This window comes from Hymenobacter crusticola (assembly GCF_002154225.1).
GTDB classification, from domain to species: domain Bacteria; phylum Bacteroidota; class Bacteroidia; order Cytophagales; family Hymenobacteraceae; genus Hymenobacter; species Hymenobacter crusticola.
Genome location: NZ_MTSE01000002.1, coordinates 244,373 through 265,977, shown reverse-complemented (window position 1 = coordinate 265,977; position 21,605 = coordinate 244,373). Strand labels below are relative to the sequence as shown.

At 49.1% G+C, this 21,605-nt stretch carries 23 protein-coding genes; 17 read left to right on the top strand and 6 right to left on the bottom strand.

Features of this window, described 5'->3' with window-relative positions; all coding sequences use genetic code 11:
* The first annotated feature begins 89 nt into the window (after positions 1–89).
* Together BXP70_RS04445 and BXP70_RS04440 are read left to right on the top strand one after the other, a co-directional pair.
* Positions 90–1,055, top strand: a complete 966-nt coding sequence (locus BXP70_RS04445) for an AAA family ATPase (RefSeq protein WP_086592820.1) — start codon at positions 90–92, stop codon at positions 1,053–1,055.
* Positions 1,056–1,193: 138 nt separating this feature from the next.
* A complete protein-coding gene (locus tag BXP70_RS04440) occupies positions 1,194–1,637 on the top strand; it encodes a hypothetical protein (RefSeq protein ID WP_086592819.1) in 444 nt (147 codons plus the stop codon).
* 185 nt (positions 1,638–1,822) lie between these two features.
* Here the strand turns inward: BXP70_RS04440 and BXP70_RS04435 are convergent, their stop codons facing one another.
* Positions 1,823–2,716 carry an SDR family NAD(P)-dependent oxidoreductase gene (locus tag BXP70_RS04435; protein ID WP_317044452.1) on the bottom strand — a complete coding sequence of 298 codons (894 nt, stop codon included), beginning with the start codon at positions 2,714–2,716 and terminating at the stop codon, positions 1,823–1,825.
* A gap of 192 nt (positions 2,717–2,908) precedes the next feature.
* Between BXP70_RS04435 and BXP70_RS04430 the strand changes: the two genes are divergently transcribed.
* From BXP70_RS04430 to BXP70_RS04405, 6 genes are all read left to right on the top strand, one after another.
* A complete protein-coding gene (locus BXP70_RS04430; protein ID WP_179197585.1) occupies positions 2,909–3,529 on the top strand; it encodes a GNAT family N-acetyltransferase in 621 nt (206 codons plus the stop codon).
* Between the two features lie 260 nt (positions 3,530–3,789).
* Positions 3,790–4,869, top strand: coding sequence for a recombinase RecA (recA, locus tag BXP70_RS04425; protein WP_086592817.1), 1,080 nt, complete (start codon positions 3,790–3,792; stop codon positions 4,867–4,869).
* A 228-nt stretch (positions 4,870–5,097) separates the two neighbouring features.
* On the top strand, positions 5,098–5,925 hold the full coding sequence (locus BXP70_RS04420) for a DUF3108 domain-containing protein (protein WP_086592816.1): 828 nt from the start codon (positions 5,098–5,100) through the stop codon (positions 5,923–5,925).
* A gap of 143 nt (positions 5,926–6,068) precedes the next feature.
* A complete protein-coding gene (locus BXP70_RS04415; RefSeq protein WP_245849499.1) occupies positions 6,069–6,767 on the top strand; it encodes a response regulator transcription factor in 699 nt (232 codons plus the stop codon).
* A 163-nt stretch (positions 6,768–6,930) separates the two neighbouring features.
* Positions 6,931–8,013, top strand: coding sequence for a sensor histidine kinase (locus BXP70_RS04410; RefSeq protein ID WP_086592814.1), 1,083 nt, complete (start codon positions 6,931–6,933; stop codon positions 8,011–8,013).
* 39 nt (positions 8,014–8,052) lie between these two features.
* A complete protein-coding gene (locus BXP70_RS04405; RefSeq protein ID WP_086592813.1) occupies positions 8,053–8,766 on the top strand; it encodes an RluA family pseudouridine synthase in 714 nt (237 codons plus the stop codon).
* 3 nt (positions 8,767–8,769) lie between these two features.
* Here the strand turns inward: BXP70_RS04405 and BXP70_RS04400 are convergent, their stop codons facing one another.
* On the bottom strand, positions 8,770–10,260 hold the full coding sequence (locus tag BXP70_RS04400; RefSeq protein ID WP_179197584.1) for an ArnT family glycosyltransferase: 1,491 nt from the start codon (positions 10,258–10,260) through the stop codon (positions 8,770–8,772).
* A 224-nt stretch (positions 10,261–10,484) separates the two neighbouring features.
* Between BXP70_RS04400 and rplM the strand changes: the two genes are divergently transcribed.
* From rplM to BXP70_RS04365, 7 genes are all read left to right on the top strand, one after another.
* Positions 10,485–10,937, top strand: coding sequence for a 50S ribosomal protein L13 (gene rplM / locus BXP70_RS04395; RefSeq protein WP_086592811.1), 453 nt, complete (start codon positions 10,485–10,487; stop codon positions 10,935–10,937).
* 37 nt (positions 10,938–10,974) lie between these two features.
* On the top strand, positions 10,975–11,361 hold the full coding sequence (rpsI, locus tag BXP70_RS04390; RefSeq protein ID WP_086592810.1) for a 30S ribosomal protein S9: 387 nt from the start codon (positions 10,975–10,977) through the stop codon (positions 11,359–11,361).
* Between the two features lie 21 nt (positions 11,362–11,382).
* Positions 11,383–12,150, top strand: coding sequence for a 30S ribosomal protein S2 (gene rpsB, locus BXP70_RS04385; RefSeq protein ID WP_086592809.1), 768 nt, complete (start codon positions 11,383–11,385; stop codon positions 12,148–12,150).
* Positions 12,151–12,341: 191 nt separating this feature from the next.
* Positions 12,342–13,175 (top strand): translation elongation factor Ts, encoded by an 834-nt coding sequence (gene tsf / locus BXP70_RS04380; protein ID WP_086592808.1) that lies wholly within the window; start codon positions 12,342–12,344, stop codon positions 13,173–13,175.
* Between the two features lie 586 nt (positions 13,176–13,761).
* On the top strand, positions 13,762–14,457 hold the full coding sequence (locus BXP70_RS04375) for a carboxypeptidase-like regulatory domain-containing protein (protein ID WP_179197583.1): 696 nt from the start codon (positions 13,762–13,764) through the stop codon (positions 14,455–14,457).
* Positions 14,458–14,785: 328 nt separating this feature from the next.
* A complete protein-coding gene (locus BXP70_RS04370) occupies positions 14,786–15,208 on the top strand; it encodes a hypothetical protein (protein ID WP_086592806.1) in 423 nt (140 codons plus the stop codon).
* 54 nt (positions 15,209–15,262) lie between these two features.
* Positions 15,263–15,628 (top strand): hypothetical protein, encoded by a 366-nt coding sequence (locus BXP70_RS04365; protein WP_086592805.1) that lies wholly within the window; start codon positions 15,263–15,265, stop codon positions 15,626–15,628.
* A gap of 89 nt (positions 15,629–15,717) precedes the next feature.
* On the opposite strand, the gene BXP70_RS04360 is transcribed toward BXP70_RS04365, so the two are convergent.
* From BXP70_RS04360 to BXP70_RS04345, 4 genes are all read right to left on the bottom strand, one after another.
* Positions 15,718–16,773, bottom strand: coding sequence for a DUF3089 domain-containing protein (locus tag BXP70_RS04360; RefSeq protein WP_086592804.1), 1,056 nt, complete (start codon positions 16,771–16,773; stop codon positions 15,718–15,720).
* Positions 16,774–16,837: 64 nt separating this feature from the next.
* Positions 16,838–17,932 carry an SHOCT domain-containing protein gene (locus BXP70_RS04355; RefSeq protein ID WP_086592803.1) on the bottom strand — a complete coding sequence of 365 codons (1,095 nt, stop codon included), beginning with the start codon at positions 17,930–17,932 and terminating at the stop codon, positions 16,838–16,840.
* A 53-nt stretch (positions 17,933–17,985) separates the two neighbouring features.
* Positions 17,986–18,663, bottom strand: a complete 678-nt coding sequence (locus BXP70_RS04350) for a PspA/IM30 family protein (protein WP_086592802.1) — start codon at positions 18,661–18,663, stop codon at positions 17,986–17,988.
* Between the two features lie 87 nt (positions 18,664–18,750).
* A complete protein-coding gene (locus tag BXP70_RS04345; RefSeq protein WP_086592801.1) occupies positions 18,751–18,996 on the bottom strand; it encodes a hypothetical protein in 246 nt (81 codons plus the stop codon).
* A 124-nt stretch (positions 18,997–19,120) separates the two neighbouring features.
* Here BXP70_RS04345 and BXP70_RS04340 point away from each other — a divergent pair, with 124 nt between their 5' ends.
* A complete protein-coding gene (locus BXP70_RS04340; RefSeq protein ID WP_086592800.1) occupies positions 19,121–19,306 on the top strand; it encodes a hypothetical protein in 186 nt (61 codons plus the stop codon).
* Between the two features lie 285 nt (positions 19,307–19,591).
* Positions 19,592–21,535, top strand: coding sequence for a sensor histidine kinase (locus tag BXP70_RS04335; protein ID WP_179197582.1), 1,944 nt, complete (start codon positions 19,592–19,594; stop codon positions 21,533–21,535).
* Positions 21,536–21,605 lie beyond the last annotated feature (70 nt).

The window sequence follows — 21,605 nt, the reverse complement described above, 5'->3', positions numbered from 1 at the left end:
TAAGAAGCTAGGAGGTAGAAGTCGAGCATTAGTAGTATTGTGCTGCTGCTCACTTCTACCTCTTAGCTTTTTGCTTTTAGCCCTCCTACATGCGTACATTCTCTTCCGACAAAGAAGCCGCCGACGCGCTAGCTGCGTCCTATCAAACGCTGCGTCAGGAAATTGGTAAGGTAATCATCGGACAAGATGAAGTGGTGCGGCTAGTGCTGACGGCCGTTTTCTCTCAGGGCCATTGCTTACTCGTAGGAGTACCTGGCCTAGCCAAGACGCTCTTAATTCAGACGATTGCCGATTCACTGGATTTGTCGTTCAACCGTATTCAGTTTACGCCTGACCTAATGCCTTCGGATATTGTCGGTTCGGAAACGCTGACGCAAGACCGCAACTTTCAGTTTGTGCACGGTCCGGTGTTCGCCAATATTGTACTAGCCGACGAAATCAACCGCACCCCGCCTAAAACGCAGGCTGCTCTGCTTGAAAGCATGCAAGAATACTCGGTGACGGTGGCTGGCAAGCGCTACGCCCTCGATCGGCCGTTCTTCGTGCTAGCAACCCAGAACCCTATTGAGCAAGAAGGCACTTACCCCCTGCCCGAGGCGCAACTCGACCGTTTCATGTTCAACATTGAGCTAGGTTACCCGAGCTACGAAGCGGAGTTGCAGATTGTGAAGAATACTACCACTGATAAAAAACCAAGCGTAAGCAAGGTGCTGCACGCGCCTGATATTCAGGCTTATCAGCACTTAGTTCGTCGCGTGCCTGTAGCTGACAACGTCATAGAGTACGCCGTAAACCTTGTACACAAAACGCGCCCCAATACGGAGCGTGCTCCCGCTCGGGTCAGTCAACTGCTAGAGTGGGGGGCTGGGCCGCGAGCCTCGCAGCATCTTATCGTAGGTGCAAAATGCAACGCGTTGCTCAACGGTAAGTATTCACCCGACATTGAAGATGTGCGTGCCATTGCACTGCCCATCTTGCGTCACCGCATCGTCCGCAACTTCAAAGCCGAAGCGGAAGGCATCAGTGTCGAGCAGATTATCAAGGAGCTGCTCTAGGTTGCTAAGCTTCAATTAGCAGTTATCAGGTGTATTCAAGGCTAGGTTCATGGTTGTGCTGATGCTTCCTAGTTGGATATTAAATGATAGCTTGCTAAACAATTCATAAACGATAACTGGTAATTATTACCTGAAAAGATGGAAGCTCCGGGTTACTATCAGCAGTTTGAGCGCAACGTGGAAATCCTGCTAGAGGCGTTGCAAGTAGGACTAGATTTGCGAACAACTGCATTGCAAACCTCGCTCCCGCTAGAGGTGTATGTACTTTGCGAAGTGCTCAACCAAGGCGGCGACCATTTCCGCCTAGCTACCCAAGGCCTTGATCGGCTAGCTGAGTTTCATCAGCAGTATATGCAGCACGAATCGGAGACGGAAGCCATTATGCGCCGCATCTTGGAAGACAAGAAAGCCTTTATGCGTACCCCCGAAGGTCGTGTACTAACGAAAGAGATGCTCATTCGCCGCCTAGAGTTTTTCAATGAAGCGGCTCGGCAGGTCAACGTTATGCGCACGCAGCAAGCACTCGGCAGTCCCGCCCAACATCAATATCCGGATGCCAGGAGCCTAGCGGTCAAAAAGTAACCTAGACCACGGATTCGACGGATTTTTCGGATTCCGCAGATTTTGTAGCTTCGTTTGCGTACGATCTGCAGCATTGCAAGAAAACAACAACGCCTCCTTAATGCTAGGGAGGCGTTGTTGTTTCTAAAGTTGAAGAAAATCGACTCAAAATCCGCGGAATCCGAAAAATTCGTCGAATCCGTGGTCTAGGCCATGTGCCCGGCATCCTGCTGGCGAATCTCAGTATGTCCGTCTTTCTCGTGTTCTAGGGCCAGCACACCTTCTGGCTCTTTGGCTAGGTCGCTTGGAACCTCGTCGCCGTGCGGGCCTTTCGAGATGGTCACGCCTCCGTCGACAAAGTAAGTAGCACCCGTTACGTAGCTAGCTTCATCAGAGGCTAGAAAGGCATATACGTTGGCCACCTCCTCAGCCGTACCCCGCCGACCTAGGGGAACACCTTGCACCGTGAGCTTCTCCATTTTCGAGTCCATCGGGCCTGTTTCTTTGTGGGTCCAGGCCGTGTCGATTGGCCCAGGACCTACAATATTAGACCGCACGCCGAACTTTGCCTGCTCAACAGCTACGCCGCGCTGAAAAGCGTGTACGAAGCCCTTGGTGCCTCCGTAAGGGGTATTCTGCGGCTCACCCATGTGCCCTGCTTCCGAGCCTGCTGACACGATGTTACCTCTCGTTTTTTGCAGATATGGCAACGCAGCCCGGGTCATCATGAAATTCGAGTAGATGTTGTTCTTGATCATGTACTCAAAGGCTTCCGTCGGATACTTGTCCAACGTGGAAGTAGCTGGAAAAACCCCAGCATTATTGACTAACACATCAAGCTTACCAAACTGATCGACAGCGGCCTGCACGCAGGCTTGGGCTGTTTGTTCATGGGAGATATCACCCGTGAAGGCTACTGCTCGTCCGCCAGCTGCTACTATTTCTTCAACTACCTGCCCTACCGGATCTTCGGCAAAGCCTGCTACTACCACAAAGGCGCCTTCTTTGGCGAATTTTTTACTAATAGCTTCGCCTATGCCGGCTCCGCCGCCTGTCACGATGGCAACTTTGCCCGTGAGTCGTCCTGATATGGGTGTCATCTCCTTGAAAGCGTTGATTTCTTGATGAAAAGCTATGTACCTAGCGGGAGTTTAGATCGCGCAGCCTAGCACTATACAGCGCTTAACGATATCCAACTAGATGGGTTAGTGTAGAATATGGCAGTTGCGAAGCTCTCAACCATTTGGTCTTGTTTGTGCGTACGTGTAATTCGCATCCTACCTCTTCCATTTATGCACGTTGCTGATTCACTCTGTGTTGAGCCACCCGCGTGGGTTTCCATCCCAACCAATAGACTAACGCTTCGGCCCTACGAGCCAACTGACGCGGCAGTATTCTTCAATCTTATCCAAGAAAACCGGGCACGACTTGAGCATGCCTTCCCGGCGCGGGTAGCGGCCGTACGCACCCTCGAAGATGGAGTTCGGGTTATCAAGCTTTTCCGGCAAGATTGGCAGGCGCGGCGCTTATTCGTGTTTGGCATTTGGCACACTAGCACCGGCGAATACCTAGGTGATATCAGCTTGAAGCCAACTTGGAGCCAGCCGCCTACTGCTGAGCTAGGGTATTACCTATCAGCAGCAGCTCAGGGCCATGGCTATGCCCGCGAAGCGCTATCGGCCGCTGTACAATTCGGTTTTGGTGCAGCCATTAATGCAGGTCGCCTCGATATTCGCTGCCACGCCAACAATTACCGTAGCCATGCCGTAGCCAATTATGTCGGTTTTCGTCCTCTGCCTACACGTCCGCGACTGTGGCCTTTGCGTCAAACGGAACCAGAAATCCGACACTTTACGTTTGCTCGTAGCAGCGCGCAAGACTCAGCCCTAGATGCGTACTCTCTTTCGGCCTAGCTTGCTTTAAAAAAGCTAATAATCTGAGCAACAGCCGTTACCTAGCACACCCGGTTTTAATGCCTTTATTGCACGTTTTCAGCAGGAAAATTCAGCAAATATTTTTAGCATTGCGGGGACAAAATATAGGTCAGGCATGTTACCAATAGCCGACCCCAAGAGGGCATTCGCTAGTGGTCAAACGGACCACAAAACGGTTGTAAAACCGGCTTCAAAAGCTTACCTTCACAAACTCTAAGTTTATATTCAATTCCATTCTAATGGCTGCAACCACTGACAAAGCCGTCAATCCTAACGCCGAGAAGTTAAAGGCGCTCCAGCTTACCTTGGATAAGCTAGACAAGAGCTACGGCAAAGGCACGGTCATGAAACTGAGCGACAACAAGGTGTCTGATATCCCATCTATCAGCACTGGTTCGCTTGGCCTCGATATCGCTCTCGGTATTGGCGGTTTGCCGCGCGGTCGTGTCGTTGAAATATACGGACCAGAATCGTCGGGTAAAACCACGCTGACCATGCATTGCATCGCGGAAGCACAGAAGAAAGGTGGTATGGCGGCTTTCATCGACGCCGAGCACGCCTTCGACAAGAGCTACGCGGAAAAGCTAGGTATTGATACCGAGAACCTGCTGATTGCCCAACCCGACAACGGTGAACAAGCCCTTGAAATCGCTGACCAGTTGATTTCTTCTGGCGCTATCGACATCATTGTTATTGACTCGGTAGCAGCGCTGGTGCCCAAAGGTGAGTTGGAAGGCGACATGGGCGACTCGAAAGTGGGTCTGCACGCTCGTCTGATGAGCCAGGCCCTGCGTAAGCTGACGGGTACCATCAACAAGACCAACTGCTTGTGCATTTTCATCAACCAGCTTCGCGAGAAGATCGGGGTGATGTTTGGTTCGCCGGAAACGACTACGGGTGGTAACGCCCTGAAATTCTATGCTTCTGTTCGCCTCGACATTCGTCGGATTGGCCAGATCAAAGAAGATAAAGACAACGTAACCGGTAACCGGACTAAGGTGAAGGTGGTGAAAAACAAAGTTGCACCGCCCTTCAAGGTTATCGAATTCGACATTCTTTACGGCGAAGGCATTTCCAAAGTCGGCGAGATCCTGGACCTAGGTGTCGACATGGGCATTATTGCCAAGTCGGGCTCGTGGTTTAGCTACAACGGCGACCGTCTCGGTCAAGGTCGGGAGGGTGTGAAGCAGATTTTATTGGACAACCACGAGCTAGCTGACGAAATCGAAGCTAAGATTCGGGCCATGGTGAAAGGCGAGCCTGCTGCTGCTTTAGCTGCCATCCCAACTGATGAGTCAATCGACGAAGACGACGAATAATATTCGTTGTTTACTTACTAATAAAAGCCTTCTCAGAAATGGGAAGGCTTTTTATTTTATTCTTAGATAGTTACAAAAGCCTCGAATGTAACTTTTACGTATGTTTGGCTCTCCTGTATACCTAGGTTACTGCTACTCCGGTGGCACTTAATTACTTATCACGATCTTAACCATCTTTGCTGGCACCGCTTTTGAGCTAGTCCGGCTACATTGTATCTTAGCCTCCTCATGAAGCGTCGCTGGCTATTCATCTCCCCTGCCCTCATCCTATTTTGCGCAACTCTGACGGCTTTTCAGCCTTCGGAAAGCAACCGCACTTTATCAAACACGAGCTTTACGCGGGGTGAAGTGCTCAGCTATAAGGTGCACTATGGCCTCATCAACGCAGCGGAGGCTACCATTGAGGTATCGAACGAGCTGCATCGGGTGAATGAACGCCCTTGCTATCGGGCTACGGTCACGGGCCGCACCAACGGCTCTTTTGACTTATTTATGCGAGTTCGGGACACATGGCGATCTTACATCGACACGGCGAGCATCTTACCGCAGAAGTTCTTTCGCAACATTGAGGAAAATCATTACCGGAAAAAGGAAACAGTAGACTTTGACCACACCCGCGACATGGTGGCAGTGGAAACGAAGAAGAAGGAGCAAGATCCTACCAAGCACGAGACCTTCAAAGTGCCAAACAATGTGCACGATATTGTGAGCGGTGTATATTACTTACGCACACTCAATTACGATCAGCGACGAGTAGGTGAGGTCATTCGGATACAGGGCTTCTTCGACAAAGATGTTTTTGCCATGGATGTGATCTACAAAGGCAGGGAAACAGTAGAAACAAAAGCTGGCGTCATCCGCACCATTCGCTTGGTACCTAAGATGCCTGCCAATAAGCTCTTCCGCGGCGAAAACGCTATTTCCGTTTACTTGTCCGATGACCGCAATAAGATTCCGGTACTCATTCAAGCTGAGATGTTTGTAGGATCAATCAAGATTGATATGTACAAATATCAAGGCTTGAAAAACCGATTGAATTTGGTAGCTCAGAACTAACCTTTTTGTGAAAGCGACTCTAACGAGTCGCTTTTTTTGTATCCGCCTTGCAGAGGCTTCACAATATGGTAACATGCCCCGCCGCTTGGCAAGCGGTAGTTTTGTCCTCGTGCATTTTCTTTTACAACCAAAAACCCCGTACCGTGCAACCAGCCGCCAACGCTAACACCTACAAAATCCTGGTAGTAGATGACGATCCAGATATTGTAGAGCTCTTGGAATACAACCTGCGCAAAGAAGGCTACGAGGTAGCTAGTGCCCCCGATGGGCGTAAAGCGCTAGAAGTAGCTCCGCAGTTTAGCCCCGATATCATTCTGCTCGATGTAATGATGCCTCACCTAGACGGCATTGCTACTTGTCAGCAACTGCGGGAGCAACCTAGGTTCAAGGAGACGTACATCATTTTCTTAACGGCGCGTGCAGAAGAGTTTTCGGAAGTAGCCGCTTTCGAAGCCGGCGCAGATGACTTCATTGCCAAGCCCATCAAGCCACGGGCCTTGCTTAGCCGTCTTGCGGCCCACGTACGCCGCGATAAAGACCCGCAGTTTATTTCTGACACTATTGAAATTAACGGCCTCAAGATTGACCGAACTGGCTTTGCAGTGTTTCAGAACGGACGCAAAATCACTCTACCTAAAAAGGAGTTTGAACTGCTCGCCTTTCTCGCTACGTCACCGCACAAAGTGTTTGGCCGCGAAGAATTGTTACAAAACATCTGGGGCAACGACGTATTTGTGCTAGCACGCACCGTGGACGTGCACGTGCGCAAGGTGCGGGAGAAAGTCGGCGACCACCATATCCAGACGATAAAAGGCGTCGGTTATAAATTCAACACCGACTAGGGTAAGTGCTGATTAGTTGATGTGCTGTTAGGCTACTTGTGGTAGTTGCTCGGTGTTATCGTCGGAGGCAGCAGCATGCTAGCTTTGCGTTCTGACGCTAGCAACTCTCAACTACGCCACCAGTCATTCTACCAACACATCAACTAATTCATCACCCCGCTCTGTGAATCTTTCATCCCGTGCCATTGCAATCCTTCTTTCTCTGCTCGTGGCCGGCGTGCTTACTACTTTTGCCTGGGTAGGTCCGACATTGCCATTCCGGCAAGCTTTTTTGACGGGTGGCGTCACCATTGCTGCGTGTTTCTTGCTGGTTTACCTCTCTTTTGAAGCGCTGATTTTTCGAGAAATCAACAACATCTACGCAGGGTTGGAGAACATCAAACGCAAAGAGTTCCGCAAGCTTTCCAATCGGTTCTTGTTCCGCCCAGAGCCGCTGAAGCGTATACGCGACGAGATTCTGCAGATGGCCGAGCGGCGGCAACGCGAAATTGATGAACTTAAGCGATTACAGGTGTTGCGCCGCGAATTTTTGGCGGACGTCTCGCACGAGCTTAAAACGCCCATCTTCGCCGCCCAAGGTTTCCTACACACGGTGCTGGATGGCGATGTCGACGACGAGTTTTTGCGCCAAAAGTTTTTAAAAAAAGCAGCCACTAGCCTCGATACGCTTGATGCGCTGGTACAAGATTTAGTCACAATAGCCCAACTAGAAAAGGGTGTAGTACGCTTGCGCAAACAACCGTTTGACCTAACTATCCTCGTGCAGGAAATATTTGAACAGCTTGAGTTTAAAGCAGCACAGCGACAGGTAACCCTTGAACTATCGCTGCCGAACCCAGCCTCTACCAGCGTGTACGTACTAGCCGACCGCAACCGCATTCGTCAAGTGCTTGTCAACCTGATCGATAATGCTATTAAGTATGGTCGCGAGGCAGGACACGTGGTAGTTTCGCTCATAGCAGGCAATAAGGCAGTTAATATCCGTGTCCATGATGATGGAGAAGGTATTGCCAAGCAGCACCAGAGCCGCATTTTCGAACGATTTTACCGCATCGATAAGAGCCGTTCGCGCGATTCGGGTGGCTCGGGCCTAGGTTTGGCTATCAGCAAGCATATTGTGGAAGCGCATAAGTCTACCATTCGGGTTCGTAGCGAAGTCGGCCAGGGTACCACATTGGAATTTAAGCTCACTAAGCTCAGAAGTTCAACCATCAACGTAGAGTCAGACCAACACCAATCTAGTTAGTTTAGGCTAAGCTTCTCTGGCGTACCTTTGTAGCCTACTATGAAGCAGCCTGATTTTAAAGACCTAATTCTGTTTGAAGATGACGACTTTGTTGTCATCAATAAGCCACCTTTCTTAGCGACGCTTGATGAGCGCGTTGGCAATGCGCCTAACATCCTTAGGTTAGCTCGTCAGTACCATCCTGACATGCAAGCCTGCCACCGTCTTGATAAGGAAACTTCTGGAGCATTAGCATTAGCTAAAAACCCGGAGGCTTACCGGCATCTTTCGATGCAGTTTGAGAATCGGCAAGTGCAGAAGCTTTATCATGCTGTAGCTTGGGGCGTACATCAATTCGATAATAAGCTAGTTGACCGTAGCATCGAAACAACGACGAAAGGCAAAGCTCGCTTAGCCTATAAAGGCAAGCCCGCCGAAACGTATTTTACTACGCTCGAAACTTTTGCTCGTCATACTTTAGTGCAATGTGTACCTATCACAGGTCGTATGCACCAAATTCGTTTGCATTTAATGTACCTGCAAGCTCCTATCGTCAACGACACGTTGTACGGAGGAGAGGAGTTCTATTTATCATCGTTGAAAAAGCGTTTCAACGTGAAAGAGGGTGACGTGGAGCAGCCGTTCATAAAACGATTTGCGCTACATGCAGCTAGGTTGATTTTTACGCGGCTAAATGACGAGGAAATTACAGTTGAGGCTCCATACCCAAAGGACTTTCGGGTACTAGTAGATGTTCTCCAACAGAACCGATAAATGTTAGTTAGTTTCACATAATAGGGCGTAGCCGCGATAGTATTTTTTACGCTTGCGTATGACACCTATTGTCCTAGCTAAGTTGACCATTGTGCTGTCGGGTCGATCATAGATCAGCCACACTCGGCGTATTCCATGCTGAAGTAAGTTTTGTACATCGTCCGTCACAATATTTGTCTGGCTGTTTCGATAGTGCTGCAATACCAAGTTTCGTAACGCAAAAGGATGCTTACGATGTTGGGTATAATAACGCACAACGGGAACGCTGTTGTGGTACACAAATACTGTTTCGTTAGGCTGTTGCTCCTGCGCGATGAAAGCTAGCCCTTGACTGACTTCAGCATAATCTCCTTCAAACGGTTGCCATAAATTGTACAAGTGCTGCTGGTTAATGAATGTAATGATAATGCCAACCAAAAAGAGGTAACTAGTCCATCGATTACTTAAGAGTCTATCTAGCCCAATAAAGATGATGATAATCAACAGAGGCAGAAAGAATAAAGTAAGCCGCGGAATTAAGGAGTAGTAATGCAGAGCAGAAGCTATGAGGCAAAAAATAATTGGAGTTAGCAACAGCCATCCCTCTGCTTGCCGTCGGCGAATTAATTCTCTGACACCCATCGCAAACCCAATCATTGCTAGCACACTCGCAACCGCCGTTTTGCCAACAGACTTATCAACTAATTCACCTAATTGTTTTAGAAGTAGCTTGAACTCTTCTATACTCAGCGGTGGGAAGGCTAAGAAATACTCTCGATGAAAATTTTGCAGATAATCTGATTGCGCGTTCTGCTGGAGCAATAGGATAAAATACAGTAGAAAACTTAAGCTCCATAAGCCCCCCATAGTTATTACTCCACCAATTGCAGAAGTATCCCTATGCTGTATGGCATAGTTGAGCAGAACTAAACCTATCCCTGCTAGCACGAACACGGCAGGCATGGATAACCATATAGCAACCACCCCTAGAACTACCCATAATAAAGCGCTCCATTTACTGGACTGTCTACCTGTTGCATACGTCAGCTCGATTAATAATAACGCCGCAGCTCCGTCCGTCGCGTATTGCTTGCATTCAGTAGCATAATCCAAGAAGATTTTATCGAATGCAACAAAAGCTAACGCTAGCACTACAGCCATAGGCGTCAACCATCGATAAGCGAGCCGATAAAATAGAACGAGCATAAGCATACCACTTAGGAGTGGTACTAGCCTTACTGTGCGTTCCTCATTGCCCAACGTATCAATGCTAGCTTTCACCAAAACGGAAAACAAGGGGGGGGCATATTGCTCGTAGCTTAAGTTATGGAACAATCCACTATAGCTACGCTCAATAAAATTTCGAATCAAATTGGCCTCGTCTAAATTGATGGACCGTTGTTGCCACCATACCACGATCCGGACAAACAAGCCCATAACTAAGATGATACGTGCAAGCCATCTCCAACGAGGATCAGAGGGCGTGAAGAAGCGTTGAGTAATGGGCAAAAGCATAAATAGCGGCGACAGAAAGTAAGTGGCAAGATACTCGTACTGAAATGGGGCTTTACAATTTAACCGGCTATTACCCCTTCGCATATATCTTCGCTAATGCTCTGTTTTAGATACAATTATTGACCATCTATTGCTTTTCCATCAAAAGTCAGTAATTTTGTGTCCGTTTTTCCCGAACCATATTCGGTTCCTTCCTCATTTTCAAACGCTTACTCAACTCCCCAATGGATCATCTGAGCTTCAAGACGCAATCCGTCAACAAAGCCAACGCCAATAAGGGCTGGGTCGTGATTGATGCTGGCGATGCACCGCTAGGCCGTTTGGCCAGCCAGGTCGCCAACATTCTGCGCGGCAAGCACAAGCCCTCATTTACGCCCAACTCTGATTGCGGCGACTCGGTTATCGTAGTAAACGCCGACAAATTGCGCGTGACTGGCAAAAAGATGACTGACAAGATTTACATAACGCACTCAGGTTACCCAGGTGGCCAAAAGCGTGTAAACCTGCGCGACAAGAAAGCTAAGAATTCGGCTAGCGTAATTGAGCACGCTGTAAAAGGTATGCTACAAGGCAACCGTCTTGGCCGCGAGCAGTTCCGTAACTTGTTCGTGTACGCCGGTGCTGAGCATCCCCACGAAGCCCAACAGCCTAAAGCTGTTGATTTAAAGAACCTGTAAGTCGAACTGACTTACGCTTTTTCTCTAACTAACTCTAATGGAAATCTCCAACACCTCTGGTAGAAGAAAAACCTCGGTGGCCCGTATTTACATGCAGGCCGGGCAAGGGAATATCACTATCAACAACCGGGAAATGAAGGCCTACTTTGGCAACGAACTCCTGGAAAACATCGTGAACCAACCTTTCGCAACGCTTGAGAAACTCGGGCAGTATGATGTGAAAGTGAACGTACGCGGCGGTGGTATTGCTGCTCAAGCTGAGGCTATTCGCCTCGCTATTTCTAAAGCCCTCACAAGCGAAGATGCCGAAACGCGTCCGGCGCTGAAAAAAGAAGGCTTCTTGACCCGCGACCCCCGCATGGTTGAACGTAAGAAGTTCGGCCGTCGCAAAGCTCGCCGCTCGTTCCAGTTCTCGAAACGCTAATCTTCCAGAGGAAACTACATCATGGCTCAGTCCACCACATATAAAGACCTGCTTGAAGCTGGTGCCCACTTTGGTCACCTTACGCGCAAGTGGGACCCCAAAATGGCGCCGTATATCTTCATGGAGAAGAACGGTATCCATATCATTGACTTAAATAAAACCCTTGTTTCGCTGGACCAGGCTACTAACGCTATCCGCAACATTGCGAAGAGCGGTCGTAAGATCATGTTCGTAGCTACCAAGAAACAAGCACAAGAAATTGTAACGGACGAAGCTAAGCGTCTTAAAATGCCATTCGTGACCGACCGTTGGTTAGGTGGTATGCTGACGAACTTCGCTACCGTGCGCAAGTCGCTAAAGAAAATGAGCACCATCGACAAGATGGTGAAAGAAAACACGGCCTATGCTGCCCTAGCTAAGCGTGAGCGTCTGATGATGTCGCGTGAGCGTGAAAAGCTGGAGCGTGTACTAGGTGGTATCGCTGATCTAAGCCGTCTGCCCGCTGCTCTATTCGTGGTAGACGTGAAGCGTGAGCACATTGCTGTAAAAGAAGCTCAAAAGCTAAACATTCCGGTGTTTGCTATCTGCGATACGAACTCGAACCCTGAGCTAGTAGACTTCCCAATTCCTGCTAACGACGACGCTTCCAAGTCTATTTCTTTGATTGTTAGCGCAATCAGTAAGGCTATCGAAGAAGGATTGTCGGAGCGCAAAGTTGACAAGGAAGAAGCTGACCGCAAGCAGTCGGAAGATGAAGGAATTCAGGAAAAGCAAAACGCCGACGAATAGTCTTCATACAATTTGAGAAGAGGGGAACATGCGAAGCACTCGGCTCCGGTGTTCCCTTTTTCTTTATCCTGTTGCTCTGCCAAATTGGCCGGCGCTTCTGCTCTGGTACAATCCGTGAAGAGAAAGTAATAGAGGCATTTACCCTCTTACCAACGATATAATCATCACCCTACACCCATAAAATCACAGGAATGGCTATTACCGCCCAAGACGTGAACAAGCTGCGCGCTATGACTGGCGCCGGTATGATGGATTGCAAAAAAGCTTTAACTGAAGCTAATGGCGACTTCGAGGCTGCTCGAGACATTCTGCGCAAGCAAGGTCAGAAGATTGCTGACAAGCGTGCTGAAAACGAGACTTCTGAAGGTCTCGTACTAGTAAGCGTGAGCGAAGATGGCACTACAGGTAAGCTGGTAGCACTAGCTTGCGAAACCGAATCAGTGGCTAAAGTTGCTAACTTCCGTGAGCTAGCTCAACAGGTTCTGGACGCAGCTGTGCGCACCAATGCTGGTACGAAAGAGGATCTGTTGGCAGCGAAAGAAGCTGACGGCCTAACTGTACAAGAGCACATCACTGACCTAATGGGTAAAATCGGTGAGAAGATCGATGTAACTTACGCTACCCTAACAGCCGAGAAAGTTGCTTCTTATATCCACTCCGACAATAAGAAGGGTGTGTTGGTAGGTCTGAAAAATGTAGGCGGCGCTGACATTACAGAAGTTGGTCGTGATGTGGCTATGCAAATTGTAGCAATGAAGCCAGTAGCAGTTGACAAAGAAGGCGTTGATTCTGCTACGGTTGAGCGCGAAATCGAGATCGGTAAAGAGCAAGCTCGTGCAGAGGGAAAACCCGAAGCTATGCTGGAGAAAATTGCTCAAGGTAAATTGAATAAGTTTTACAAGGACAATACTCTCCTGAACCAAGAGTTTGTAAAGGATAACTCCGTTACTATCGCTAAGCTGCTTGATAACAAGCAAAAAGGCTTAACCGTCACGGATTTTAAGCGTGTTGCTATTGGCGCCTAAATGCTATTTTAGGTTTCCATGAACTTGTTAAAAAAGCCTACCGGAATACCGGTAGGCTTTTTTGTTTTAGAACCTCAGTCAGCTCAATTAAACAACTCACAAGCTCCTTAGCTAGGCTAGCTGTGGTAATGCGTACTCCTCTATCAAGTAAGTCTCAAATTGAGAAACCATACTTAGGTACAGTTAAAATATATCTAGCGTTCTATTCTAATCTGTCGTAACTAACCTCACAGCATAGCATTGGTATTTTACAGCATAACACGAGCCTGTATGCTAATCCTATTTATTATTTAAATACTTATACAATAGACGTTAATAGGGAGTTTAAGGGCAATTTCCATATTTGGGAATTTTGTACATTTTTAGGAAAATTAATTTTTCTTGTCTAACGAAATAGGCTCAGCTTATGCTTAAATATGGCAAAAACTCTATTTAATCTCATATTGTAGTTGTTTTGAGAAAAATTAGCCATTTGATTTTTCTAATATCAATAATTTGAATATTTATATTTTAGATTATAATACAGAACTTGCTTATGTTTTCAAGAGCACCTCCACTACTCCCACTACTTATTTGCAACTGTTTTATGAAACTGAATGCCAGCCCATTTCACGCCGTAACAGGTGAACTCCTTCCCGCTTACCGCGACGCCTACCTGCGCGGGGACCTTTCTAGCAAAAATACAGAAGCAGTAGACGCTTACATTAAAGCCAACAGTCGCCGTGCTGACGAGACTTTACGTCGCTTCTATGAGATGAAGAACCTAGGCCACGATGTGCAGGCTGTCGGCTGGGTACAACGTCAGTTCGACCTTATTCGCACCGAACCCCAGCGCTTCCGCCAGCGTGCTGCTGCTATGGTAGTAAGTGGCGCCCTTATTGGTGGTGCCGTATTCGCTGGTTCTAGCCGACCAACAACGGAAGTATCAGCATTACCAGCGGCTAACCTAGCTGCTTCTATTGCTCCAACAGCGGAAGTAGAAGGAGTTAATAGTATGTTACGCGTAGCTACTGTCCGTGGCCGCATCCTTGATGAAGAAGGCAAGCCTTTGATTGGCGCTACTATTATGCAGAAAGGTAGCTTCTACGGGGTGAGCACTGATGCTAAAGGAGAGTATTTACTGCGAGTGCCCGCTAACCAACCTGTCACCCTACAATACGGGTACGGTGGTTATAGCGACGAAGAAGTACAAGTAAAAGGTGGCCGGGTTGAGAACATGACGCTAGTGCCTCGTGAAAAAGAGAAAAAAGCTAGCAAGAAACGTCATTGGCTATTCTTCTAGCCAGCAAGTATTGGTTTGACGAGCGCTAATCTTATGCAACGTTCATAAGTGGCTTGTTACCAAACTAATAATTGCATTTTTTATTGGCCACTTATTTTATCCAGCACATACGAAGGAGGCTTCATGATACATGAAGCCTCCTTCGTATGTGCTGGATAAAATAAGTGGCTTATCTAATTTTTAAAAAATTTTACTTGAAACCACTTCTTGGCAAGCATTGGTCTAGTTTTTGGAATAAGCCAATTATCAAAGCGGTTTTGAAGCTCAAAGCCAACATAGACTTAGATAGTTCATATTTATCAAACTTACCTTCTAGCTATACCATTAGATGAAAATTCCTTTCCTGACCAAACCTAGCATCAAGAAGGTAACTGGAGAGGCATTTGGAACTGAACGTGCCCAGCTTACTACACTTGTAAATGAGTTTCTACAAGAGCTGCCTGAGTTATTGGCTTTTTTTGTAGTAGATATTAAGTCAGGGCGCATGTTAGTTTCCTATACGTCGCAGGCCAATTTTGATCCTTATAAGCTTACAGCCTACAATACGAAAGCTATCAAAGAGCTCCAGAAGGCCTTAAATACATCTTGGCTTAGCGATCAGCAGATGAACGACTTAGCCATTGTATTAGAAGATCAATTTCACATCATCCGCCTAATGGCTGATAAGCGTCGCTACTGTTACCTAGCAGTCAAGAGCAGCGATACAAACATGGCAATAGCGCGCGAAATTATGCGCACGCTTGTTGGATAACACTTCACATTTCCCTCTCTACATTTTTCACATCTTATTTCTTTAACTATTAAAATGAGTATCAACCCAAATACAACTGTTCAGAGCATTCTGAAAGAACTTCCTACGCTTGTTTCTGTAGCCGTAGTAGAAACTGAAACCGGCATGCCGCTGGCTTACCACTCTAACATCGCTGAATTCGATGCTGAAACTGCTGCTGCCTACAACACAGAAGTAGTGAAAGCTAAGTTGAAAGCTATTTCGGCTCTAAAACTGAACCAGAAGATTCAGGACATTCTGCTGACCCTTACGGACCAGTTGCACCTGCTGAAGCTGTCTCCCGACGGTGGCAAGTTCATCTACCTAGCTGTTAACGCAAAGGACACCAACCTTGCCATGGCTCGCAATATTCTGAAAGGTCACGCTGACGTACTGCTCTAGTCTAGTTACGTTAATCAACAGAGAAGCCCGCTCGTGCACACGAGCGGGCTTCTCTGTTGTAGCTAGCTAAGTAAGCCATATATGCTGTACTAAGGCTGCTTGCGCCAAGCCTTTGCACGAGTTACCGCATTGTGACGTAGGTTCAGGTAGAATAAGCCATAATCGGCGATGTGAAAAGAGGCTCGTAACTGAGGCTGTCCAGGAAGCAGGAAACGTGGATAACCGCTTACAGTAGGTGGATGAATCCAAACGAGCCCATTATGCACCTTAGCATCCACTACATGCCGATCAACCCGATTGAAAGCTTGTGGTACACCACCTAGGTTTAAAATAGTGGGCGCAGTAGCAGTATCCGTCTGCCATGTGAGTGGATTAGTTGCGACACCTCCTTCGAAGGGCGCGAATTCCTTGCCCCACTCCACTACGTTCCAACTAACGTAACATCCCGTTTGGGTGGAATCTTGGCAAGGCCGAATGGTTTTGTATTCGGCTGTCTTTACGTGGTAGCCAATTAAATAAGCTGCTATTAACTGCTTACGCAACGCAGGATCGTCATCAAAAAAATCGTGGAGCAACTGGGTCGCATGTACCGTGCCTTGACTATGGCTAGCAATAATGATAGGGCGACCGTGGTTATAATGAGCTAGGTAGTATTGAAAAGCAGCCTTTACATCACTATAGGCGAGACTTAATGCCTGCTTACCATTACTGTTTTGCTCGTCAAAAAAAGAAAACAGCGTAGCCTGTCGATAACGCGGAGCATAGATGCGTCCTGCCGCATTGAATACACTGGCTTGCTTGCGCATGACATTCCGGTCGGTAAATAGATTTACCTTCTTATCCTGTAAGCTAGCATTCCAACTGCCGCGGCTATAATAGGTAGTGGGATGCACGAAGAACACATCGACGGTGGCAGTACTCTGCTGGTCGCGCAACGTGGTGCCGTACGGCACAGCATCAGCCGAGTCGAGTTGGTCGGGTAAGGCAGCCCAGTTAGCCGATTGCGCATAATCAGGACTTGTTGCTGGCGTATAGTGCGCAAAGTCCCGGCTTGGTTTGATAACCGTTATGCATGAGACAACACCTCCCGTCGAAAGCAGCAAAGCTAGCTTCAACTTGGCGTAGAATGTATGAGAAGGAAGCATTAAGGTGCAGAACTGCTTGCTATCAATTGGCAGCAGTTTATACAGAAATTACTGATCAGCAATACTAGTCAGTAAAGGTGTTTTCTAGTAAGCGCTCCTGCCGCAAATACACAATCTTGTAGTTCTTATCGAAGCGGACACGAACTTGCGCAGTCGTTTGCTGATGCTGCTGGCGTGACTGCCGAAAGGCCTTGCCCTTCTCCAGGAACGTTACTACCCGCGTTCCATCATCCGCGATAGGGCCCACTTGTACGCTAGCTGGGTCTATCTGCGTATCAGCCTCCAAAAATTCTGGAAAGTGAGTTTTGGTTAGGTCATCGTTGATGGCCGCTGGAGTGGTGTTTTGCATGGTATAGAAGCGCTCTACGGTGGAGGCAAAATGCTGGCTTGCGTCGAAGGGTGCCTCTTTTAAATCGTTGTAGTAAGAGGTTAGCGCGCTCAGGACTTGGTTGCGCACAGCAGCTTCGTCATTGGCAGAGGCTTCAGGGGTGGTCGTAGCAGGCGTAATCGCAGCAGCGGTTGTGGTGGTAGTCGCCGAATCGACGGCAGGGGCAGCAACCGGCGGTATAGCGGGCGCTACCCGCACCGTTTCGGGAGCCGCGGCTGGGGGTAAATCAATTTGCTGAGCTTGCGGGCCTACTTCGGGCTGGACCTTTATGCTGTCGGCTTCGGTTTGAGAAGTGCTCGTGAGTCGTTCTGATTCTTGGTTGCCAAGCGTTAGATATAACACTAAAGCGAGGAGGGCCAACACGCCACCAATAGTTAGCGCAAGCGCCAACGGGTTGCGGGCAGGTGCGGGTGCTACTAGTTCATCTTTTTCCTCTTCGCTAGACTCCGTAGGTGGTGCAGCCACATCGGAGGCATACGAGCTAGCACCCACAGAAGCCCCCAAAGTAGGATTGGCTGACGGGGTAGCAGTAAAATAGGGCGAAGCAGCTGGGCTAGGTGCTGTACTTGGCTCTGTTAGCACGGGCGGCATCAACGGATCTTCCACTGGGCCGGCAGTGGTAGAAGGAGACGGCGGAGCGGCAGGCGTTTCTTTTTGACTGAACACCAACTTCTGTTTTAGCGTCTCGAACTCAGCGGGCGTGATAGTACCTGCATCGAGCCATTCCTTGAGTTGGCGCAGGGTGTCAAGCGGGGAAGGATCTTTTTCCATATAGGTACTGGTGCGAAAAAGCACTGCCGAGAGCGGCAGGCATTGGGCACAAATTATTTACGGTTTAAGGCTTCCAGCCGGTCACGACGCCGCTGCAACTGTTTGGTACGCAAGTCTAGCTGCTGACTGGCTGTAATAACCTTGGCGGAATCTTCGCGCGCTTTGAGGGTATTGGCAACGTTTTGCTGCTTCAACGACTCAATTTTAGCTAGGTTGCTTGTGGTGTTGGCTTGCAAGGTTGTGATTTCCTTCTGAAGCTTATCTTTCTCTTTCTCAGACTCACGCACTTGCTTTTCCATTTCAACTACTTGTTCCTGATACGCTTTTCGCCGGGCGGCCGCTGCGAAGCTTTGCACAATGGTACGGAGCGCAGCATACTCGGAAGGTGTCCGGTCAGGATTGATCCAGGAACTGGAACCTAGGTCGGCAAAGACAGCAAGTTCTGACACGGTATCAGCCGGCGAGGTGATGGTGGAATACAAATCAATTAGCTTCCCAGAAACACTGGAAGCCGGTGTTTGCTTGGCAACCAACACGTCCTTCTTACCGACCCCGAACACACCATCGCCCTTCAGCCGAATGTTGTAGTTGTCCTTCAACCAACTTTGCCAGTAGTCGCGCGTCCAGGCGGCGGTACCGTCTACCTGCACTTTCAGGGCATCGCGCTCCTTACGCTCGAAGTTGACCGTACCACCACGTACATCGTAGAGCTGCGCATTGGCGCCCGGCATAGCGGTGACAAGTAGAAAAAGAAAAAAACAGAAAAACCGCATGAGCTAAAGTCAAAATACAAGAACGATTTTAAGGCCAGCTTGGGGCTACAAATCGTGGCGGGAAAAAGCAGCTTGCAGATCTTGCCGCATTTGAGTAAACCGTTGAACTGCGGCTTCCACGAACTCGTCGTCAAGCAGTGCCCGTACATCATCCTCACTAGTAACGTCCATCTCGCTCACCTTGTAGGTTTGTTCAAATGGCCCTCTTTCGAGCTTAATCAGGTATTTTCCATTCCAGGAGAAAAGGGTGATTTTGGCTTCCGGATGCGGAATATCGGCTAGCTGGCGCATGGCAGCAGGAGGTTAAGCGAATAAAAAGGCGAAGATAGGCAGCCTAGGCTAACCACATACGCAGCGGGCAAACAGTAGGCGACTTCCGACGTATACAAACTATTTCACCTTTTATCTTTTGATCATGCCACAGGGAGATAAATCAGCCTACACCGATAAGCAAAAGCGGGAGGCTCAGCACATTGAAGAAGGGTATGAAAAGCAAGGCAAATCACCCGAGGAAGCTGAGCGCATCGCGTGGGCCACGGTAAACAAGCAAGACGGCGGAGGCAAGAAAAGCGGGTCGGGCCGTAAGAAAACTACGAAATAGACTATGCCTCGCCTTCTTTCAGAAGCAACAGGGCTGCCTATAGGGTAGCCCTGTTGCTTTTGTAGCCTCCACAAAAACATACTGCGCATCTAAAATTTGATTTTGCGGAATTACGTATCCTATAGCGTAGCTAGGTTCGCTACCAAAGCCGAAGGCAGCAAGGGCAACAAGCTAGTTTGGGAAGCAAGGTTTAAATTCTTATCTGTGTTAGTACTGGAAATGAATACTATACAATAATATTGCGCTGCTTACTCGAACGTATCTTACCTAGCCTATTTGTTACCTGTGCCTGCTCGCCTCTACGTGTTGTGGCTCCTGCTTGGCGGGCTACTAAGTTGCCTGTGCGCTACGGCTCATCCTGTTCAGCGAAATCTGGTAGATACCTTATACCTAAAGCAGTCGAATAACGACCACCTTTCCGAAACGTATCTATATTATGCTGAGCCCTTTGAGGCTCCCGCCACCGCAGAGCACGCCGACTCTGTGTGGCGTGCCGGGCAGTTTCAGCCAGGCCCCTGGCACCAGACCCTCAATCTTGGTTTTGCGCATCGTCGGGTGTGGCTGCGGCTAGCGGTGGCCAATACACTCCCGCATCAAACCCGGTTTCTCTGGAGTCTGTACACGTACACGGACAGCGCGACGCTTTACTGGCGTCGCGAGGGCGACCAAACGTTCACGCAGGTGGTGAGTGCTAGCTCGCAGCTACCGGCGGCCCAACGGGCGTTTCCGGCCCGGGCGCTGTGCTTGCCCTTTACGCTAGCGGCCCACGCACGAGGCGTGCTTTACCTGCGCATTGATCATCACGCGGGGGCGTTGTACTTGCCCACCGACGTAACGACCACGGAGGACTTTCTGGCCTGGGAAGTCAACTACCCATTTGATCATCACTGGATTTGGCTGGTTGGGTTTTATTTAAGTAGCGCCTTATTCAACCTGATGCTGTATGCCTTTCTGCGCGACCGAATCTACGTCTGGTATGTGCTGTACGTGGTCTGCACAACGTTTTTTTTGCTGATGGAAGATGGGCTGGACGCCTTACTGCTGCCAAGTTGGCTTTATCGTTCCTTGTGGCACGTCGGGCAGTTTAACTTCATGCTGCTCGCTTCTGCTTGCGGCATGCACATCATGCAGCTGTTTCTGCGCCTGCGCAAAGATTGGCCTCGTCTTTACCGTGGGGGGACGTGGCTTGCCTCGCTAGTAGCCGTTTTTGTAGGTCTTTATACATTGCTGTACCCCTTGGCCATGCGCACAAGCGGGGCGGGGTTATTGGTGCTGAATGCCGGCCGAGAGGTGTTGCTGCTCGCCACTTTTCTTTACGGCTGGGTGGCACTCGTTGCCGTTTCGGGTACGCCTCGTCGGCGATTGGCTGCCTATTTTGGCCTCACGTATTTTTTCTTTTTCATCGGCTTTTCGCTGTTCTGGCTCAACCACCTAGGTATTACGAACCTGCACCTGCTGCAGCCTAATATGCTCGCTTGGGGGTTGTTCTTTGAGTTATTGATGCTCAGCGTGCTGCTAATGGGCCGCTTCCGCCATACCCTACGCCAGAATGCTCGCTTACGCATTCGGCAGCTGCGCCAACGTAATGCTTTGAGTGCGAAACTGATTGCGGCGCAAGAAGTAGAACGTGAACAGCTTGCGCGTGAGCTACACGATGCCTTGGGGCCCAACCTAGCTGCTTTGCATATGGCTTGCCAAGGTCCGGCTATGCGAGCAGCCTTTGCTAGTTCGCCAGAGGCAGCGGCCGCAGGACACCACACCGAACTGTTGCTGCGGCACTTGCGCGACGAGGTACGTACCTTTAGCCACTCACTGATTCCGACGGAGCCGGGGCAAGGCACCTTAACTGAGTCGATAGAAACGCTGCGGGACTTATTCAACCTGTACGGCAACCCTACCATCCGCACTTACTGCGACGAAGGCCTAGAGCAGTTGCCGCCCCGGGTCCAACAAGCCGCTTATCGGATCACGGCTGAGCTACTTAATAATGCCCTGCGCCACGCCCGGGCGTCGGAAGTACTCGTGCAGCTGCTCCGCCACGCCGATTCGTTGGAGATCTTAGTAGAAGACAACGGCCGTGGGATGCCGGCCACGCCGCCGGGCCGGGGCATCGGACTACGCGGGGTGCGGGCCCGCACCGACTATCTGCAAGGCAGCTTACACATCGACAGTTCTGAACACGGTACCAGTGTGTTTGTGCGGTTACCGTACAAGTCTTCGCAAGCCTAGCAAAGAGCCTCGAAAGCTGAATACTCGGTTAGAATCCGCATCTTACCGGTCGATTCCCTTTTTTGACTAA

Coding starts and splice junctions, on each gene's coding strand:
- BXP70_RS04440 (WP_086592819.1), top strand. CDS start 1,194: ATGGAAGCTCCGGGTTACTATCAGCAGTTTGAGCGCAACGTGGAAATC.
- recA (WP_086592817.1), top strand. CDS start 3,790: ATGGCTGCAACCACTGACAAAGCCGTCAATCCTAACGCCGAGAAGTTA.
- BXP70_RS04435 (WP_317044452.1), bottom strand. CDS start 2,716: ATGACACCCATATCAGGACGACTCACGGGCAAAGTTGCCATCGTGACA.
- BXP70_RS04445 (WP_086592820.1), top strand. CDS start 90: ATGCGTACATTCTCTTCCGACAAAGAAGCCGCCGACGCGCTAGCTGCG.
- rplM (WP_086592811.1), top strand. CDS start 10,485: ATGGATCATCTGAGCTTCAAGACGCAATCCGTCAACAAAGCCAACGCC.
- rpsB (WP_086592809.1), top strand. CDS start 11,383: ATGGCTCAGTCCACCACATATAAAGACCTGCTTGAAGCTGGTGCCCAC.
- BXP70_RS04345 (WP_086592801.1), bottom strand. CDS start 18,996: ATGCGCCAGCTAGCCGATATTCCGCATCCGGAAGCCAAAATCACCCTT.
- BXP70_RS04360 (WP_086592804.1), bottom strand. CDS start 16,773: ATGCTTCCTTCTCATACATTCTACGCCAAGTTGAAGCTAGCTTTGCTG.
- BXP70_RS04400 (WP_179197584.1), bottom strand. CDS start 10,260: ATGCTTTTGCCCATTACTCAACGCTTCTTCACGCCCTCTGATCCTCGT.
- BXP70_RS04370 (WP_086592806.1), top strand. CDS start 14,786: ATGAAAATTCCTTTCCTGACCAAACCTAGCATCAAGAAGGTAACTGGA.
- BXP70_RS04420 (WP_086592816.1), top strand. CDS start 5,098: ATGAAGCGTCGCTGGCTATTCATCTCCCCTGCCCTCATCCTATTTTGC.
- rpsI (WP_086592810.1), top strand. CDS start 10,975: ATGGAAATCTCCAACACCTCTGGTAGAAGAAAAACCTCGGTGGCCCGT.
- BXP70_RS04350 (WP_086592802.1), bottom strand. CDS start 18,663: ATGCCGGGCGCCAATGCGCAGCTCTACGATGTACGTGGTGGTACGGTC.
- tsf (WP_086592808.1), top strand. CDS start 12,342: ATGGCTATTACCGCCCAAGACGTGAACAAGCTGCGCGCTATGACTGGC.
- BXP70_RS04340 (WP_086592800.1), top strand. CDS start 19,121: ATGCCACAGGGAGATAAATCAGCCTACACCGATAAGCAAAAGCGGGAG.
- BXP70_RS04365 (WP_086592805.1), top strand. CDS start 15,263: ATGAGTATCAACCCAAATACAACTGTTCAGAGCATTCTGAAAGAACTT.
- BXP70_RS04355 (WP_086592803.1), bottom strand. CDS start 17,932: ATGGAAAAAGATCCTTCCCCGCTTGACACCCTGCGCCAACTCAAGGAA.
- BXP70_RS04430 (WP_179197585.1), top strand. CDS start 2,909: ATGCACGTTGCTGATTCACTCTGTGTTGAGCCACCCGCGTGGGTTTCC.
- BXP70_RS04375 (WP_179197583.1), top strand. CDS start 13,762: ATGAAACTGAATGCCAGCCCATTTCACGCCGTAACAGGTGAACTCCTT.
- BXP70_RS04405 (WP_086592813.1), top strand. CDS start 8,053: ATGAAGCAGCCTGATTTTAAAGACCTAATTCTGTTTGAAGATGACGAC.